Source organism: Streptococcus mitis (genome assembly GCF_946188585.1).
GTDB classification, from domain to species: Bacteria; Bacillota; Bacilli; order Lactobacillales; family Streptococcaceae; genus Streptococcus; species Streptococcus mitis_DG.
Genome location: NZ_CAMHVI010000001.1, coordinates 178,923 through 197,559, shown reverse-complemented (window position 1 = coordinate 197,559; position 18,637 = coordinate 178,923). Strand labels below are relative to the sequence as shown.

General features: G+C 40.7%; 17 protein-coding genes and 1 other annotated feature. All 17 genes read left to right on the top strand.

Features of this window, described 5'->3' with window-relative positions:
• Window positions 1-22: 22 nt before the first annotated feature.
• The 17 genes from mutM to N8M66_RS00865 all read left to right on the top strand — a co-directional run bounded on the left by mutM (window position 23) and on the right by N8M66_RS00865 (window position 18,611).
• Window positions 23-847: a DNA-formamidopyrimidine glycosylase gene (mutM, locus tag N8M66_RS00945; RefSeq protein WP_261045049.1), complete on the top strand. Its 825-nt coding sequence runs from the start codon at window positions 23-25 to the stop codon at window positions 845-847.
• Entirely contained in the window at window positions 847-1,452 is a 606-nt protein-coding gene (gene coaE, locus N8M66_RS00940) for a dephospho-CoA kinase (RefSeq protein ID WP_261045045.1), read from the top strand. Before mutM ends, coaE begins: the two co-directional genes overlap by 1 nt.
• Complete coding sequence (locus tag N8M66_RS00935) at window positions 1,439-2,638, top strand: multidrug efflux MFS transporter (RefSeq protein ID WP_261045042.1); 1,200 nt, start codon at window positions 1,439-1,441, stop codon at window positions 2,636-2,638. Before coaE ends, N8M66_RS00935 begins: the two co-directional genes overlap by 14 nt.
• Window positions 2,638-2,787: a 50S ribosomal protein L33 gene (rpmG, locus tag N8M66_RS00930; protein WP_001809104.1), complete on the top strand. Its 150-nt coding sequence runs from the start codon at window positions 2,638-2,640 to the stop codon at window positions 2,785-2,787. The genes N8M66_RS00935 and rpmG overlap by 1 nt, the downstream gene beginning before the upstream one ends.
• Before the next feature lie 39 nt (window positions 2,788-2,826).
• Window positions 2,827-3,060 carry a preprotein translocase subunit SecG gene (gene secG, locus N8M66_RS00925; protein WP_000282517.1) on the top strand — a complete coding sequence of 78 codons (234 nt, stop codon included), beginning with the start codon at window positions 2,827-2,829 and terminating at the stop codon, window positions 3,058-3,060.
• A gap of 101 nt (window positions 3,061-3,161) precedes the next feature.
• Entirely contained in the window at window positions 3,162-5,516 is a 2,355-nt protein-coding gene (gene rnr / locus N8M66_RS00920; protein ID WP_261045040.1) for a ribonuclease R, read from the top strand.
• On the top strand, window positions 5,479-5,946 hold the full coding sequence (gene smpB / locus N8M66_RS00915; protein ID WP_001051750.1) for an SsrA-binding protein SmpB: 468 nt from the start codon (window positions 5,479-5,481) through the stop codon (window positions 5,944-5,946). Before rnr ends, smpB begins: the two co-directional genes overlap by 38 nt.
• A 14-nt stretch (window positions 5,947-5,960) precedes the next feature.
• Window positions 5,961-6,821, top strand: coding sequence for an SAM-dependent methyltransferase TehB (gene tehB / locus N8M66_RS00910; RefSeq protein WP_261045038.1), 861 nt, complete (start codon window positions 5,961-5,963; stop codon window positions 6,819-6,821).
• A gap of 72 nt (window positions 6,822-6,893) precedes the next feature.
• Complete coding sequence (locus N8M66_RS00905) at window positions 6,894-7,847, top strand: competence protein CoiA (RefSeq protein ID WP_261045036.1); 954 nt, start codon at window positions 6,894-6,896, stop codon at window positions 7,845-7,847.
• An 18-nt stretch (window positions 7,848-7,865) separates the two neighbouring features.
• Window positions 7,866-9,668, top strand: a complete 1,803-nt coding sequence (gene pepF / locus N8M66_RS00900) for an oligoendopeptidase F (protein WP_261045034.1) — start codon at window positions 7,866-7,868, stop codon at window positions 9,666-9,668.
• Window position 9,669: 1 nt separating this feature from the next.
• Window positions 9,670-10,383: an O-methyltransferase gene (locus N8M66_RS00895; protein ID WP_201058085.1), complete on the top strand. Its 714-nt coding sequence runs from the start codon at window positions 9,670-9,672 to the stop codon at window positions 10,381-10,383.
• 65 nt (window positions 10,384-10,448) lie between these two features.
• On the top strand, window positions 10,449-11,387 hold the full coding sequence (gene prsA, locus N8M66_RS00890; RefSeq protein WP_020901794.1) for a peptidylprolyl isomerase PrsA: 939 nt from the start codon (window positions 10,449-10,451) through the stop codon (window positions 11,385-11,387).
• A gap of 160 nt (window positions 11,388-11,547) precedes the next feature.
• On the top strand, window positions 11,548-12,771 hold the full coding sequence (ftsW, locus tag N8M66_RS00885; RefSeq protein WP_261045030.1) for a cell division peptidoglycan polymerase FtsW: 1,224 nt from the start codon (window positions 11,548-11,550) through the stop codon (window positions 12,769-12,771).
• A 24-nt stretch (window positions 12,772-12,795) separates the two neighbouring features.
• On the top strand, window positions 12,796-15,492 hold the full coding sequence (gene ppc / locus N8M66_RS00880) for a phosphoenolpyruvate carboxylase (RefSeq protein WP_261045029.1): 2,697 nt from the start codon (window positions 12,796-12,798) through the stop codon (window positions 15,490-15,492).
• A gap of 96 nt (window positions 15,493-15,588) precedes the next feature.
• Window positions 15,589-15,806, top strand: a binding site (T-box leader).
• Between the two features lie 112 nt (window positions 15,807-15,918).
• Window positions 15,919-16,914, top strand: coding sequence for a tryptophan ABC transporter substrate-binding protein (gene trpX, locus N8M66_RS00875; protein ID WP_261045028.1), 996 nt, complete (start codon window positions 15,919-15,921; stop codon window positions 16,912-16,914).
• Window positions 16,915-16,989: 75 nt separating this feature from the next.
• Window positions 16,990-17,856, top strand: a complete 867-nt coding sequence (locus tag N8M66_RS00870) for an ABC transporter permease (RefSeq protein WP_261045027.1) — start codon at window positions 16,990-16,992, stop codon at window positions 17,854-17,856.
• Window positions 17,853-18,611 carry an ABC transporter ATP-binding protein gene (locus N8M66_RS00865; RefSeq protein ID WP_261045026.1) on the top strand — a complete coding sequence of 253 codons (759 nt, stop codon included), beginning with the start codon at window positions 17,853-17,855 and terminating at the stop codon, window positions 18,609-18,611. The genes N8M66_RS00870 and N8M66_RS00865 overlap by 4 nt, the downstream gene beginning before the upstream one ends.
• The last annotated feature ends 26 nt before the right edge of the window (window positions 18,612-18,637 follow it).

The following is an 18,637-nucleotide window of genomic DNA, read 5'->3' as shown; positions in this document are numbered from 1 at the left end:
TGTTTTTACAGAAGGAGGATTTATGCCTGAATTACCTGAGGTTGAAACCGTTCGTCGTGGCTTGAAAAAATTGATTCTGGGTAAAAAGATTTCGAGTATAGAGATTCGCTATCCCAAGATGATTAAAACGGACTTGGACGAGTTTCAAAGGGAATTGCCTGGTCAGATTGTTGAGTCAATAGGACGCCGTGGTAAATATTTGCTTTTTTACCTGACAGACAAGGTCTTGATTTCCCATTTGCGGATGGAGGGCAAGTATTTTTACTATCCAGACCAAGCACCTGAACGCAAGCATGCCCATGTTTTCTTCCGGTTTGAAGATGGGGGCACGCTTGTTTATGAGGATGTACGCAAGTTTGGTACTATGGAACTCTTGACTCCTGACCTTTTAGACGCCTACTTTATTTCTAAAAAACTAGGCCCTGAGCCAAGAGAGCAGGATTTTGATGTGCATGTCTTTCAAGCTGCCCTTGCTAAGTCCAAAAAGCCTATCAAATCCCATCTTCTAGACCAAACCTTGGTAGCTGGACTTGGCAATATCTATGTGGATGAGGTTCTCTGGAGAGCTCAGGTTCATCCGGCTAGACATTCCCAGACTTTGACAGCCGCAGAAGCGACAGCTATTCATGACCAGACCATTGCTGTATTGGGACAGGCTGTTGAAAAAGGTGGTTCCACCATTCGGACCTATACCAATGCCTTTGGGGAAGATGGGACCATGCAGGACTTTCATCAGGTCTATGATAAGACTGGCCAAGAATGTGTACGCTGTGGTACCATCATTGAGAAAATCCAACTAGGCGGACGAGGAACTCACTTTTGTCCTCAGTGCCAAAGGAGGGGTTGATGGGAAAAATCATTGGAATCACTGGGGGAATTGCCTCTGGTAAGTCAACCGTGACAAATTTTCTAAGAAAGCAAGGCTTTCAAGTAGTGGATGCCGACGCAGTCGTCCACCAACTACAGAAACCTGGTGGTCGTCTGTTTGAGGCTCTAGTCCAGCACTTTGGGCAAGAAATCATCCTTGAAAACGGAGAACTTAATCGCCCTCTCCTAGCTAGTCTTATCTTTTCAAATCCTGAAGAACAGGAATGGTCTAAGCGAATCCAAGGAAAGATTATCCGTGAGGAGCTAGCTACGTTGAGAGACCAGTTGGCTCAGACAGAAGAGATTTTCTTCATGGATATTCCCTTGCTTTTTGAGCAGGACTACGTCTCTTGGTTTGATGAGACTTGGTTAATCTATGTGGACCGAGATGTCCAAGTAGAACGCTTAATGAAAAGGGACCAGCTATCCAAGGATGAAGCTGAGTCTCGTCTGGTAGCCCAGTGGCCTTTAGAAAAAAAGAAAGATTTGGCCAGCCATGTTTTAAACAACAATGGAAATCAAGACCAGCTTCTTACTCAGGTGTTCTCCCTGATTGAGGGATGTAGGCAAGATGACAGAGATTAACTGGAAGGATAATCTGCGCATTGCCTGGTTTGGTAATTTTCTGACAGGAGCCAGTATTTCCTTAGTTGTGCCTTTTATGCCCATATTTGTGGAAAATCTAGGTGTAGGGAGTGAGCAAGTCGCTTTTTATGCAGGCTTAGCTATTTCTGTCTCTGCTATTTCTGCGGCGCTCTTTTCTCCTATCTGGGGCATCCTTGCTGACAAATACGGTCGAAAACCCATGATGATTCGTGCTGGTCTGGCCATGACTATCACTATGGGAGGCTTGGCCTTTGTGCCAAATATTTATTGGTTAATCTTTCTTCGTTTACTGAATGGTGTATTTGCGGGTTTTGTTCCCAATGCAACGGCCTTGATAGCTAGTCAGGTTCCCAAGGAGAAATTAGGAACTGCCTTAGGTACTTTGTCTACAGGCGTAGTTGCAGGCACTCTAACTGGTCCCTTTATCGGTGGCTTTATTGCAGAATTATTTGGCATCCGTACTGTTTTCTTACTGGTTGGTAGTTTTCTGTTCTTAGCCGCTGTTTTGACTATTTGCTTTATCAAGGAAGATTTTCAACCAGTGGCCAAGGAAAAGGCCATCCCAACAAAGGAATTATTTACATCAGTTAAATATCCCTATCTCTTGGTCAACCTCTTTCTGACCAGTTTTGTCATCCAATTTTCAGCCCAATCAATCGGCCCTATTTTAGCACTTTATGTGCGCGACTTAGGCCAGACAGAGAATCTTCTTTTTGTCTCTGGTTTGATTGTGTCCAGTATGGGCTTTTCCAGTATGATGAGTGCAGGAGTCATGGGCAAGTTAGGTGACAAGGTGGGGAATCATCGTCTCTTGGTTGTAGCCCAGTTTTATTCAGTCATCATCTATCTTCTCTGTGCCAATGCTTCTAGCCCCCTTCAACTAGGACTCTATCGTTTCCTCTTTGGCTTGGGAACCGGTGCGCTGATTCCTGGAGTTAATGCCCTTCTCAGCAAGATGACACCCAAAGCTGGTATTTCGAGGGTCTTTGCCTTCAATCAGGTATTCTTTTATCTGGGAGGTGTCGTTGGGCCTATGGCAGGTTCTGCAGTAGCAGGTCAATTTGGCTATCATGCTGTCTTTTATGCGACAAGTCTTTGTGTGGCCTTTAGTTGTCTCTTTAACCTACTTCAATTTCGAACATTATTAAAAGTAAAGGAAATCTAGTGCGAGTAAAAATTAATCTCAAATGCTCCTCTTGTGGCAGTATCAATTACCTAACCAGTAAAAATTCAAAAACCCATCCAGACAAGATCGAGGTTTTAAAGTATTGTCCCAAGGAAAGAAAAGTAACCCTACATCTTGAATCTAAGTAGATTTTATGGTAAAATAATAGGGATTTTAAGGAGTTTGATATGTATAACCTATTATTAACCATTTTATTAGTATTATCTGTTGTGATTGTAATTGCGATTTTCATGCAACCAACTAAAAACCAATCCAGCAATGTATTTGATGCCAGCTCAGGTGATTTGTTTGAACGTAGTAAAGCACGCGGTTTTGAAGCTGTAATGCAGCGTTTGACAGGGATTTTAGTCTTTTTCTGGCTAGCCATTGCCTTAGCATTGACGGTATTATCAAGTAGATAAGAAAATAATGGGCAGGACTAGGTCTTTGCCTGTTTTTATTTTTAAATGATGTTTGAGAAGGTTTTACAGTAAAAGAAAATTAAAAAATCTAGAAAGAAAATATGAAAGAAATTATAAAAGAATATTTACAAGACAAGGAAAAGGTAACTGTCAATGACTTGGCTCAGGCTTTGGGAAAAGATGGGTCCAAGGATTTTCGTGAGTTGATTAAAACCTTGTCCCTAATGGAAAGAAAGCACCAGATTCGCTTTGAAGAAGATGGAAGTCTGACCTTAGAAGTCAAGAAAAAACACGAGATTACTCTCAAGGGGATTTTTCATGCCCATAAAAATGGTTTTGGCTTTGTTAGTCTGGAAGGCGAGGAGGACGACCTTTTTGTAGGGAAAAACGATGTCAACTATGCTATTGATGGCGATACTGTTGAGGTTGTCATCAAGAAAGTCGCTGACCGAAACAAGGGAACAGCGGCAGAAGCCAAAATTATTGATATCCTAGAACACAGTTTGACAACTGTTGTCGGACAAATCGTTTTAGATCAGGAAAAGCCTAAGTATGCTGGCTACATCCGTTCGAAAAATCAGAAAATCAGTCAACCCATCTATGTTAAGAAACCAGCCCTAAAACTAGAAGGAACAGAAGTTCTCAAGGTCTTTATCGACAAATACCCAAGCAAGAAACATGATTTCTTTGTCGCGAGTGTCCTCGATGTAGTGGGTCATTCAACGGATGTCGGAATTGATGTCCTTGAGGTTTTGGAGTCTATGGACATTGTCTCAGATTTTCCAGAAGCTGTTATCAAAGAGGCAGAAAGTGTGCCTGATGCTCCGTCTCAAAAGGATATGGAAGGCCGTCTGGACTTGAGAGATGAGATTACCTTTACCATTGACGGTGCAGATGCCAAAGACTTGGACGATGCGGTGCATATCAAGGCTCTGAAAAATGGCAATCTGGAACTCGGGGTTCACATCGCAGATGTTTCCTATTATGTGACTGAGGGTTCTGCTCTTGACAAGGAAGCTCTTAACCGTGCTACTTCTGTCTATGTGACAGACCGTGTAGTGCCAATGCTACCAGAACGACTTTCAAATGGTATCTGCTCTCTCAATCCTCAAGTAGACCGCCTGACCCAATCAGCTATTATGGAGATTGATAAACTTGGTCGTGTGGTCAATTACACCATTACACAAACAGTTATCAAGACAAGCTTCCGTATGACCTATAGTGATGTCAATGATATCCTAGCTGGCGACGTGGAAAAGAGACAAGAATATCAGAAAATTGTTCCAAGTATCGAACTTATGGCTAAGCTTCATGAAACTCTAGAAAATATGCGAGTGAAACGTGGAGCCCTCAATTTTGATACCAACGAAGCGAAGATTTTAGTGGATAAGCAAGGTAAGCCTGTTGATATCGTTCTTCGTCAGCGTGGTGTTGCCGAGCGCATGATTGAGTCCTTTATGTTGATGGCCAACGAAACAGTTGCCGAGCATTTCAGCAAGCTGGATTTGCCTTTCATCTATCGTATCCATGAGGAGCCTAAGGCTGAGAAAGTTCAGAAGTTTATTGATTATGCTTCAAGTTTTGGATTGCGGATTTATGGGACTGCCAGTGAGATTAGCCAGGAGGCGCTTCAAGAAATCATGCGTACTGTTGAGGGAGAACCTTATGCAGATGTATTGTCCATGATGCTTCTTCGCTCCATGCAGCAGGCTCGCTATTCGGAGCACAATCACGGGCATTATGGTCTAGCGGCTGATTATTACACTCACTTTACCAGCCCGATTCGCCGTTATCCAGACCTTCTAGTGCACCGTATGATTCGGGACTATGGCCGTTCTAAGGAAATAGCCGAGCATTTTGAGCAAGTGATTCCAGAGATTGCGACCCAGTCTTCCAATCGTGAGCGTCGTGCCATCGAGGCGGAGCGTGAAGTTGAAGCTATGAAAAAGGCTGAGTACATGGAAGAATACGTGGGTGAAGAGTATGATGCAGTTGTATCAAGTATCGTTAAATTCGGTCTCTTTGTTGAATTGCCAAACACGGTTGAAGGCTTGATTCATATCACTAATTTACCTGAATTTTATCATTTTAATGAACGTGATTTAACCCTTCGTGGGGAGAAATCAGGAACAACCTTCCGTGTAGGTCAGCAGATTCGCATTCGGGTTGAAAGAGCGGACAAGATGACGGGCGAAATTGACTTCTCTTACATTCCAAGTGAATTTGATGTGATTGAAAAAGGCTTGAAACAGTCTAGTCGCAGTGACAGAGGGCGTGGTTCAAATCGTCGTTCAGATAAGAAGGAAGACAAGAGAAAATCAGGTCGCTCAAATGATAAGCGCAAGCATTCTCAGAAAGATAAGAAGAAAAAGGGTAAGAAACCTTTTTACAAGGAAGTAGCTAAGAAAGGAGCCAAGCATGGCAAAGGGCGAGGGAAAGGTCGTCGCACAAAATAAAAAGGCACGCCACGACTATACAATCGTAGATACGCTAGAGGCAGGAATGGTCCTGACTGGGACTGAAATCAAGAGTGTACGAGCAGCTCGAATCAATCTCAAGGATGGCTTTGCCCAAGTAAAAAATGGAGAAGTCTGGTTGAGCAATGTCCATATCGCTCCTTACGAAGAGGGCAATATCTGGAACCAGGAACCAGAACGCCGTCGTAAACTCTTGCTCCATAAGAAGCAAATCCAAAAATTGGAACAGGAGACTAAAGGAACAGGAATGACGCTGGTTCCTCTTAAAGTCTATATTAAAGATGGCTATGCCAAGCTCCTTTTAGGCCTAGCTAAAGGGAAGCATGACTACGACAAGAGAGAGTCTATCAAACGTCGTGAGCAAAACCGCGACATCGCGCGTGTTATGAAAGCTGTTAATCAGCGATAAAAAGAGGAATGAAGATGGAAAAACTAGTTGCCTATAAACGAATGCCCTTGTGGACTAAAGAGACCATGCCAGAGGCTGTTCAGCAAAAGCACAATACCAAGGTCGGGACTTGGGGAAAGATTACTGTTGTAAAAGGAGCTCTCAAGTTTATTGAATTGAGTGAAGAAGGAGAAGTTCTAGCTGAACATCTCTTTGAAGCAGGGGCAGACAATCCAATGGCTCAACCACAAGCCTGGCACCGAGTGGAAGCTGCCACAGACGATGTGGAATGGTACTTGGAATTTTATTGTAAACCTGAGGATTATTTCCCTAAGAAATACAATACCAATCCTGTTCATTCAGAAGTTCTAGAGGCAATGCAGACAGTGAAACCGGGTAAAGCTTTGGATTTGGGATGTGGTCAGGGTCGTAATTCCCTCTTTTTAGCCCAGCAAGGTTTTGATGTGACAGCTGTGGATCAAAATGAACTGGCCCTTGAAATCTTACAAAGCATTGTGGAGCAGGAAGATTTGGACATGCCTGTTGGTCTTTACGATATCAATTCAGCGAGCATTGGGCAAGCCTATGATTTCATCGTATCGACCGTTGTTCTCATGTTTCTACAAGCGGACCGCATTCCAGCTATTATTCAAAATATGCAGGAGCATACCACGGTTGGTGGCTACAACCTTATCGTCTGTGCCATGGACACGGAGGATTATCCTTGCTCAGTGAACTTCCCATTTACCTTTAAAGAAGGGGAATTGGCAGACTACTACAAGGATTGGGAGTTGGTCAAGTACAATGAAAATCCTGGTCATCTTCACCGTCGTGATGAGAATGGAAATCGTATACAACTACGCTTTGCGACCATGCTAGCTAAGAAAATCAAATAAACATGAATGAAGATTAGGAAATTTCCTGATCTTTTTTCTTTTTTACGAATAATATAGAAAAGGAGGGAAATCATGTTTGTTGCGAGAGATGCTAGGGGACAGCTTGTAAATGTGTTAGAGGATAAGCTTGAGAAGCAAGCATACACCTGCCCAGCTTGTGGAGGTCAGCTCCGTTTGCGTCAAGGACCAATTGTCCGGCCCCATTTTGCCCATAAATCCCTAAAATACTGTGATTATTCCTCTGAAAATGAAACTCTAGAACACTTGGAAAATAAGGAATTCCTCTATCGCTGGTTGAAAAAAGAGGCAGAGGTGCAATTAGAATACCCTCTTCCAGAGCTTAAACAGATTGCGGATGTATTTGTAAATGGTCATCTTGCTCTAGAGGTTCAGTGTAGTCCCTTGTCACAAAAACTTCTTAAAGAGCGTAGTGAGGGCTATCGTAGTCAGGGTTACCAAGTACTGTGGTTGCTGGGGGGAAAACTTTGGCTCAAAGAGCGGTTGACTCGTCTGCAAGAAGGTTTTCTCTATTTCAGTCAAAACATGGGCTTTTATGTTTGGGAATTAGACAGTGAAAAACAAGTTTTAAGACTCAAATACCTGATTCATCAAAATCTCCGAGGTAAACTCCATTATCAGATCAAGGAATTTCCCTATGGTCAAGGTAAGCTACTGGAGATATTACGTATTCCCTATAAGAAACAAAAAATATCTCATTTTACAGTGTCTGAGGATAAGAACATCTGTCGCTATATCCGACAACAGCTCTATTATCAAAATCCCTTTTGGATGAAAGAACAAGCAGAAGCCTATCAAAAGGGAAAAAATCTCCTGACTTATGGGCTAAAAGAATGGTATCCACAAATTCGACCAGTAGTAGGTAATTTTTGCCAAATTGAGCAAGATTTGACCAGCTATTATCATCACTTTTACACCTATTACCAAGAAAATCCTCAAAATGATTGGCAAAAGCTCTATCCACCAGCCTTTTATCAGCAATATTTCTTAAAAAATATGGTAGAATAGAAAGGATGGAGGAATCTAATGGTATTACAAAGAAATGAAATAAATGAAAAAGATACATGGGATCTATCAACGATTTACCCAACTGACCAGGCTTGGGAAGAAGCCTTAAAAGATTTAACAGAACAATTGGAGAAAGTAGCCCAGTATGAAGGACATCTCCTGGATAGTGCGGATAGCCTACTAGAAATTACTGAATTTTCTCTTGAAATGGAACGCCAAATGGAGAAGCTTTACGTTTATGCTCATATGAAGAATGACCAAGACACACGTGAAACCAAGTACCAAGAGTACTATGCCAAGGCCATGACTCTCTATAGCCAGCTAGACCAAGCCTTTTCATTCTATGAGCCTGAATTTATGGAAATTAGTGAAAAGCAGTATGCTGACTTTTTAGAAGCTCAGCCTAAATTGCAGGTTTATCAACACTTTTTTGACAAGCTTTTGCAAGGCAAGGAACACGTTCTTTCACAACGTGAAGAAGAATTATTGGCTGGAGCTGGAGAAATCTTTGGTTCGGCAAGTGAAACCTTCGCTATCTTGGACAATGCGGATATTGTGTTCCCTTATGTCCTCGACGATGATGGTAAGGAAGTTCAGCTATCTCATGGGACCTACACACGCTTGATGGAGTCTAAAAACCGTGAGATTCGTCGTGGTGCCTATCAAGCCCTTTATGCGACTTATGAACAATTCCAACATACCTATGCAAAAACCTTGCAAACCAATGTTAAGGTGCAAAACTACCGTGCCAAGGTTCGCAACTATAAGAGCGCTCGTCATGCAGCTCTCGCAGCGAATTTTGTTCCAGAGAGTGTTTATGACAATTTAGTAGCAGCAGTTCGCAAGCATTTGCCACTCTTGCATCGTTACCTTGAACTTCGTTCAAAAATCTTGGGAATTTCAGACCTTAAGATGTATGATGTCTACACACCACTTTCATCTGTTGAATACAGTTTCACCTACCAAGAAGCCTTGAAAAAAGCAGAAGATGCCTTGGCAGTCTTGGGTGAAGATTACTTGAGTCGTGTTAAACGTGCCTTTAGCGAGCGTTGGATTGATGTTTATGAAAATCAAGGCAAGCGTTCAGGGGCCTACTCTGGTGGTTCTTACGATACCAATGCCTTTATGCTTCTAAACTGGCAGGACAATCTAGACAATCTTTTTACCCTTGTCCACGAAACAGGTCACAGTATGCATTCTAGCTATACTCGTGAAACTCAGCCTTATGTTTACGGGGATTACTCTATCTTCTTGGCTGAGATTGCATCAACTACCAATGAAAATATCTTGACGGAGAAATTATTGGAAGAAGTGGAAGATGACGCAACGCGCTTTGCTATCCTCAATAACTTCCTAGATGGTTTCCGTGGAACAGTCTTCCGCCAAACTCAATTTGCTGAGTTTGAACACGCGATTCACCAAGCGGATCAAAATGGTGAAGTCTTGACAAGCGATTTCCTAAATAAACTCTACGCAGACTTGAACCAAGAGTACTATGGATTGAGCAAGGAAGACAATCCTGAAATCCAATACGAATGGGCCCGCATTCCACACTTCTACTATAACTACTATGTATACCAATATTCAACAGGTTTTGCAGCAGCCTCAGCTTTAGCTGAAAAGATTGTCCATGGTAGTCAAGAAGACTGTGACCGCTATATCGACTATCTCAAGGCTGGTAAATCTGACTATCCACTCAATGTCATGAGAAAAGCTGGTGTTGATATGGAGAAGGAAGACTACCTCAACGATGCCTTTGCAGTCTTTGAACGTCGTTTAAATGAGTTTGAAGCCCTTGTCGAAAAATTGGGATTGGCATAAGATGGTTGAATCGTATAGTAAGAATGCTAACCATAACATGCGTCGTCCTGTCGTCAAAGAAGAAATTGTAGACTTGATGCGCCAGCGTCAAAAGCAAGTTACAGGCTCTTTGAAAGAATTGGAAGACTTTGCTCGCAAGGAAAATATTCCCATCATTCCTCATGAAACGGTTGCTTATTTCCGTTTTCTCATGGAAACCATACAACCTAAAAACATTCTGGAAATTGGGACGGCTATCGGTTTTTCAGCCCTCTTGATGGCGGAACATGCACCAAAGGCCAAGATTACAACCATTGATCGTAATCCAGAGATGATTGGCTTTGCAAAGGAAAATTTTGCCCGGTTTGACAGTCGCAAGCAAGTTACACTTCTAGAAGGAGATGCGGTAGATGTCTTATCTACCTTGACAGAGTCTTATGATTTCGTCTTTATGGATTCTGCTAAGTCTAAATACATCGTCTTTTTGCCAGAAATCCTCAAACATTTGGAAGTTGGTGGTGTGGTTGTCTTGGATGATATTTTCCAAGGTGGTGATGTTGCCAAGGATATTATGGAAGTCCGTCGTGGTCAGCGAACCATTTATCGAGGCCTTCAAAGACTATTTGACGCAACCTTAGACAATCCAGGACTCACTGCAACATTAGTACCTCTGGGTGACGGCATTCTCATGCTTCGTAAAAATGTAGCAGATGTTCAATTGCCTGACAGCGAATGATTTCAGAAAAATTTAAGAAAATATAGTAAAATAGATAGGGTAATACTTATCTCAAAGGAGTAGACATGAAAAAAAAATTATTGGCAGGTGCCATTACACTATTATCAGTAGCAACTTTAGCAGCTTGTTCTAAAGGTTCAGAAGGGGCTGACCTTATCAGCATGAAAGGGGATGTCATCACTGAACATCAATTTTATGAGCAAGTGAAAATCAATCCTTCAGCCCAACAAGTCTTGTTGAACTTGACTATTCAAAAAGTATTTGAGAAGCAATATGGCTCAGAAGTAGATGACAAAGAAATCGATGATATCATTTCTGGAGAAGAAAAACAATATGGTGAGAATTACCAACGTGTCTTATCACAATCAGGCATGACTCTTGAAACACGTAAAGCACAAATTCGTACAAGTAAATTAGTTGAATTTGCAGTTAAAAAGGCTGCAGAAGCTGAATTAACTGATGAAGCCTATAAGAAAGCATTTGAGAGCTATACTCCGGACGTAACTGCTCAAATTATTCGTCTTGATAATGAGGATAAAGCGAAAGAAGTCCTCGAAAAAGCTAAGGCAAGTGGCGCAGATTTCGCTCAATTAGCTAAAGATAACTCAACTGATGAGAAAACCAAAGCGAACGGTGGTGAAATCACATTTGATTCTGCATCAACAGAAGTCCCAGATCAAGTTAAGAAAGCAGCTTTTGCCTTGGATGTTAATGGTATTTCTGATGTTATTACAGCTACTGGTACTCAAGCATACAGCAGTCAGTATTACATTGTAAAACTCATTAAGAAAACAGAAAAGTCATCTAATATCGATGACTACAAAGAAAAATTGAAAACTGTTATTTTGACTCAAAAACAAAATGATGCATCATTTGTTCAAAGTATTGTCGGAAAAGAATTGCAAGCAGCCAATATCAAGGTTAAAGACCAAGCCTTCCAAAATATCTTTACCCAATATATCGGTGGTGGCGATTCAAGCTCAAGTAGTTCTTCAAAAGAATAAAACAGAAAAGAGCCAAGCGCTCTTTTTCTTATGAGAAAATCTTCTATCCTAAGGGTAAGAGTTTTTTTCTTTCGGAAAAAATGGTATAATAGCAATCAAAACTAGAAAATAAACGGAATTTGGGAACAATTTCTTTTGTTCTCATTAGATTGGTGATACTATGAAGATTAGTAAGAGGCACCTGTTAAACTATTCTATTCTAGTTCCTTACTTACTTTTATCTATTTTGGGCTTGATTGTAGTCTATTCTACAACCAGTGCCATTCTTATCGAAGAAGGTAAAAGTGCCCTCCAATTGGTTCGAAGTCAGGGAATGTTTTGGATACTTAGTTTAATATTGATTGCCTTGATATATAAGCTGAAACTGAATTTTTTAAGAAAAGAACGACTGCTATTTATTGTTATGTTTGTTGAGCTGATTCTTTTGGCTCTGGCTCGTATAATTGGTACACCAGTCAATGGAGCCTATGGTTGGATTTCAGTAGGACCTTTGACCATTCAGCCAGCTGAGTATTTGAAGATTATCATCGTCTGGTACTTGGCCCAACGTTTCTCAAAACAACAGGATGAAATTGGGATTTACGATTTTCAAGTTTTAACTCAAAATCAATGGATTCCTCGTGCTTTTAATGATTGGCGCTTCGTCCTACTAGTAATGATAGGAAGTTTAGCTATTTTCCCAGATTTGGGGAATGCGACCATCCTAGCTCTGGTCGCCTTGATTATGTATACAGTTAGTGGAATTGCTCATCGTTGGTTTATAGCCTTTATCGGTGTATTATTTGGAGTTTCAGCCCTATCCTTATCAGCTATTTCTATGATCGGGGTTGATAAGTTTTCAAAAGTTCCAGTATTTGGTTACGTTGCTAAGCGTTTCAGTGCCTACTTTAATCCCTTTGCCGATTTGGCAGGGTCAGGCCACCAACTTGCAAATTCCTACTTTGCCATGGTAAATGGTGGGTGGTTTGGTCTAGGCTTAGGAAATTCAATCGAAAAACGTGGTTATTTACCAGAGGCCCATACAGACTTTGTATTTTCAATTGTTATTGAAGAGTTTGGATTTGTGGGAGCCAGCTTGATTTTAGCACTTGTCTTTTTCCTGATTTTACGAATTATCCTAGTCGGTATTCGTGCTAAGAATCCCTTTAATTCCATGATGGCGATTGGGGTTGGGGGGATGATGCTGGTACAGGTATTTGTCAATATCGGTGGAATTTCTGGCATTATTCCTTCGACAGGAGTAACCTTCCCCTTCTTATCACAAGGAGGGAATAGTCTTCTGGTCTTGTCTGTAGCCATCGCCTTTGTCTTAAATATTGATGCAAGTGAAAAACGTGCCCAATTGTATGAGGAGTTAGAAGCTCACTCATCAAACTATATGTAGAGCTGAGAGTGGAAAGGATGACCTATGTCTCTTCAAAAATTAGAAAACTATAGTAATAAAGCTGTCGTGCAAGAAGAAGTATTGATTTTAACAGAATTGTTAGAAGATATCACTAAAAATATGCTTGCCCCAGAGACTTTTGAAAAAATCATGGAGTTGAAAGAATTATCAACTCAAGAAGATTATCAAGGCTTGAACCAACTGGTTACTAGTCTGACAAATGATGAAATGGCTTATATTTCACGCTATTTCTCTATCTTGCCTCTTTTGATTAATATTTCAGAAGACGTGGATTTGGCTTATGAAATCAACCATCAAAATAATATTGATCAAGATTATCTTGGTAAATTGTCAGCAACTATCAAAATGGTTGCAGAAAAGGAAAATGCGGTTGAAATTCTTGAACACTTGAATGTTGTCCCTGTTTTGACAGCCCATCCAACACAAGTGCAACGTAAGAGTATGTTGGATTTGACTAACCATATCCATACCCTCTTGCGTAAGTATCGTGATGTGAAATTAGGCTTGATTAATAAGGAAAAATGGCATAATGATCTCCGTCGTTACATTGAGATTATCATGCAGACAGATATGATTCGTGAGAAGAAATTGAAAGTAACCAATGAAATCACGAATGTTATGGAATACTACAATAGTTCATTTTTGAAAGCTGTTCCTCATTTGACTGCTGAGTACAAGCGTCTGGCTAAAAAACATGGCTTGGAGTTGAAACATCCTAAACCAATTACCATGGGAATGTGGATTGGTGGAGACCGTGATGGGAATCCCTTTGTTACAGCAGATACTTTGAAGAAATCTGCCATGACCCAGTGTGAAGTCATCATGAACTACTATGATGAAAAGATTTATCAGCTTTATCGTGAGTTCTCTCTCTCAACAAGTATTGTCAATGTCAGCAAGCAAGTCAGAGAAATGGCTCGTCAGTCTAAGGATAATTCTATTTATCGTGAAAAAGAGCTATATCGTCGTGCCTTGTTTGATATTCAATCAAAAATCCAAGCGACAAAAGCTTATTTGATTGAGGATAAGGAAGTTGGAGCTCGCTATGAAACAGCTAATGATTTTTATAAGGATTTAATTACCATTCGTGATTCCCTCTTGGAAAACAAGGGTGAAGCACTGATTTCTGGTGATTTTGTTGAGCTGATTCAGGCAGTTGAAATTTTTGGTTTTTATTTGGCTTCTATCGACATGCGTCAAGATTCAAGTGTTCATGAGGCCTGTGTTGCTGAACTCTTGAAATCAGCAGGTATTCATTCTCGTTATAGCGAACTCAGTGAAGAAGAAAAATGCCAGCTTCTCTTGAAAGAATTAGAGGAAGATCCACGTATTCTTTCTGCCACTCATGTTGAAAAATCAGAGTTACTTGAAAAAGAATTGGCTATCTTTAAGGCTGCTCGTAATTTGAAAGATAAATTGGGTGATGATGTCATTCGTCAGACCATCATTTCACATGCAACCAGCGTATCAGACATGTTGGAATTGGCTATCTTGCTAAAAGAAGTAGGGCTAGTTGATAAAGAAAGAGCTCGTGTCCAAATCGTTCCTCTCTTTGAAACAATCGAGGACTTGGACCACTCAGAAGAAACCATGAGAGAATATCTTTCTCTTCCTCTTGCCAAGAAATGGATTGCTTCGCGTAATAACTACCAAGAAATCATGCTTGGTTATTCTGACAGTAATAAAGATGGTGGCTATTTATCATCATGTTGGACCCTCTACAAGGCTCAACAACAATTGACTGCTATTGGAGATGAATTTGGCGTTAAGGTTACCTTCTTCCATGGCCGTGGTGGTACTGTTGGTCGTGGTGGGGGACCAACTTATGAAGCTATCACATCTCAACCACTCAAGTCAATCAAGGATCGTATCCGTTTGACGGAGCAGGGTGAAGTAATTGGAAATAAATACGGTAACAAGGACGCTGCCTACTATAACCTTGAAATGCTAGTATCTGCAGCCATTAACCGTATGATTACGCAGAAGAAGAGCGATACCAATACATCCAATCGTTATGAAGCGATTATGGATCAGGTAGTGGACCGTAGTTATGATATCTACCGTGATTTGGTCTTTGGTAATGACCATTTCTATGACTATTTCTTTGAGTCAAGTCCAATCAAGGCTATTTCCAGCTTTAATATCGGTTCTCGCCCAGCCGCTCGTAAGACCATTACTGAAATCGGTGGTTTGCGTGCCATTCCTTGGGTATTCTCATGGTCGCAAAGTCGTGTCATGTTCCCTGGCTGGTATGGGGTTGGATCAAGCTTCAAAGAATTTATCGATAAGAATCCAGAAAATATCGCTATCCTACGAGATATGTACCAAAATTGGCCTTTCTTCCAGTCACTTCTTTCAAATGTTGACATGGTCTTGTCAAAATCAAATATGAATATTGCTTTTGAATATGCCAAACTTTGTGAAGATGATCAAGTAAAAGCAATTTATGAGACTATTCTAAATGAATGGCAAGTTACCAAGGAAGTTATCTTAGCTATCGAAGGTTACGATGAACTCTTGGCGGAAAATCCATATCTAAAAGCAAGTTTGGATTACCGTATGCCATACTTTAATATCCTCAACTATATCCAGTTGGAGTTGATTAAACGTCAACGCCGAGGAGAATTATCAAGCGATCAAGAAAAATTAATCCATACAACTATCAACGGAATTGCAACAGGATTGCGTAATTCTGGCTGATACCTTTCAAACTTCCTCTTTTTCATAGGGGAAGTTTTTGAATATTTCAAAAAAATTCTCAAAGAGTCTTGACAAGTAGTTGAAAAATGATATAATTTAACCATTCAGAAAAGTAATCATATAAACTTTTTAGAGAGTCTGTGGTAGCTGAAAACAGATAAGTGGTGATGATGAAAATTGGGCTGAATGTTATTTAGAATTTGAAATCATAAAAATTCGGTGAGCACACCTTACAGTGCATCTCGTTATTGCGAGACAGAGCGATAGGGGAATTCCCTATAATTGAGGTGGTACCGCGCATCGACGTCCTCACACAAGTTTTTTGTGTGAGGACTTTTTTGATGGAGGTTAGTATGGAAAGAAAACGATGGCGTCGCTTGTTCAGATAAGTGAAGTAGTTTAAAGGAATTAAAAAGGAGAAATAGAATGAAAAATAAACGTTTAATTGGAATTATCGCTGCATTAGCAGTTTTAGTAGCAGGAAGCTTGATTTACTCTTCAATGAATAAACCAGAAGCTAAGAACGAAAAGAAAGTTGCCAAAGTTGGTGTCCTTCAGTTTGTGAGCCATCCATCTCTTGACTTGATTTATAAAGGGATCCAAGATGGACTTGCAGAAGAAGGTTATAAAGATGATCAGTTGAAGATTGACTTTATGAACTCAGAAGGTGACCAAAGTAAGGTTGCGACAATGAGTAAACAATTGGTTGCAAATGGCAATGACTTGGTTGTTGGTATCGCAACACCAGCTGCTCAAGGTTTGGCTAGTGCAACAAAAGATCTACCGGTTATCATGGCCGCTATTACAGACCCAATCGGAGCTAACTTGGTCAAAGATTTGAAAAAACCAGGCGGCAACATTACAGGGGTATCTGACCACAATCCAGCTCAACAACAAGTTGAACTCATCAAAGCTTTGACACCAAATGTAAAAACAATCGGTGCTCTTTACTCAAGCAGTGAAGATAATTCAAAAACACAGGTAGAAGAATTTAAAGCTTATGCTGAAAAAGCAGGTTTGACAGTGGAAACATTTGCAGTTCCTTCAACAAACGAAATTGCTTCAACAGTTAACGTCATGACTAGCAAGGTCGATGCTATCTGGGTTCCAATTGATAACACTATTGCTTCAGCCTTCTCTACTGTTGTATCAAGCAACCAATCAGCTAAAAAACCAATCTATCCAAGTGCAACTGCCATGGTAGAAGCAGGTGGTTTGGCATCAGTTGTAGTTGACCAACACGACCTTGGTGTTGCAACAGGTAAAATGATTGCGGAAGTCTTGAAAGGTGCAAAACCAGCTGAAACTCCAGTCAATGTCTTTTCAACTGGTAAATCAGTTATCAATAAAAAATTGGCACAAGAGCTAGGTATTGCGATTCCTGAATCTGTTCTTAAAGAAGCAGGACAAGTGATTGAATAATCTGTAATGGAGGAGTTGGGGACATCTCCTCCAATTTTTTACAATAGAAATCATATAGAAAAGGTTAAGAAACAAATGATACTATCTATTATTTCTCAAGGATTTGTCTGGGCTATTTTAGGTCTGGGAATCTTTATGACATTTAGGATTTTGAACTTTCCAGATATGACGACGGAAGGTTCCTTCCCTCTTGGGGGAGCTGTTGCTGTCACTCTGATAACCAACGGTGTAAATCCCTTTTTAGCGACACTTGTTGCTGTAGGAGCAGGTTGTCTGGCTGGAATGGCAGCAGGCCTTCTTTATACAAAAGGGAAGATCCCAACCTTGCTCTCAGGGATTTTGGTGATGACTTCCTGTCACTCTATCATGCTCTTAATTATGGGGCGTGCGAATTTAGGCTTGCTTGGAACTAAGCAAATTCAGGATGTCTTACCTTTTGATTCAGATTTGAACCAACTATTGACAGGTTTTATCTTTGTCAGTCTTGTAATTGTTCTCATGCTCTTTTTCTTGGATACCAAACTCGGACAAGCCTATATTGCTACAGGTGACAATCCTGATATGGCTAGAAGTTTCGGAATTCATACTGGACGCATGGAGCTCATGGGATTGGTCTTATCAAATGGTGTGATTGCCCTTGCAGGAGCTCTCATTGCCCAGCAAGAAGGTTATGCCGATGTATCTCGAGGAATCGGGGTGATCGTTGTGGGGCTTGCAAGTTTGATTATTGGAGAAGTGATCTTCAAGAGTTTGAGTTTGGCAGAGCGTTTGGTTGCCATCGTTGTTGGCTCTATAGCCTATCAATTCTTAGTATGGGCAGTTATCGCGCTTGGCTTTAACACAAGTTACCTTCGTTTGTACAGCGCCTTGATTCTAGCAGTCTGTCTCATGATTCCAACATTTAAGCAAACAATCTTGAAAGGAGGCAAGTTAAGTAAATGACAGCAATTGTAGAATTAAAAAATGCAACCAAAGTCGTTAAAAATGGCTTTGATGAAGAAAAGATTATTTTAAATGAAGTTTCCTTAGAAATTTTTGAACAGGATTTTATCACGATTTTGGGTGGAAATGGTGCTGGTAAATCAACTCTTTTTAACACCATTGCAGGAACCTTATCACTAACCAGTGGAACTATTCGTATTTTGGGTGAAGATGTTACCAAGTTTTCACCAGAGAAGCGGGCTAAGTATCTTTCTCGAGTCTTCCAAGATCCCAAGATGGGGACAGCTCCTCGTATGACAGTGGCAGAGAATCTCTTGATTGCCAAGTTTCGTGGTGAAAAGCGTGGACTGTTTCCGAGACGTCTGGCTAGCTATAAGGATGAATTTCAGTCAACCATTGAAAAAGTGGGAAACGGTCTTGAGAAACACTTGAATACACCGATTGAGTTCTTATCAGGTGGACAAAGACAGGCTTTGAGTCTCTTGATGGCAACCTTGAAGCGTCCTGAATTACTCTTGTTAGACGAGCATACTGCAGCCCTTGATCCAAAGACCAGTGTGGCCTTGATGGAATTGACGGATGAATTTGTCAAGAAAGATCAGCTGACAGCGCTTATGATTACCCATCATATGGAAGATGCACTCAAATATGGTAATCGTTTAATTGTCATGAAAGAAGGACGAATTATCCAAGATTTGAAACAAGAAGAAAAAGCAAAAATGAAAATCTCTGATTATTATCAGCTCTTTGAATAAAGTAGGGAAAATGAGTGAAATGGTTT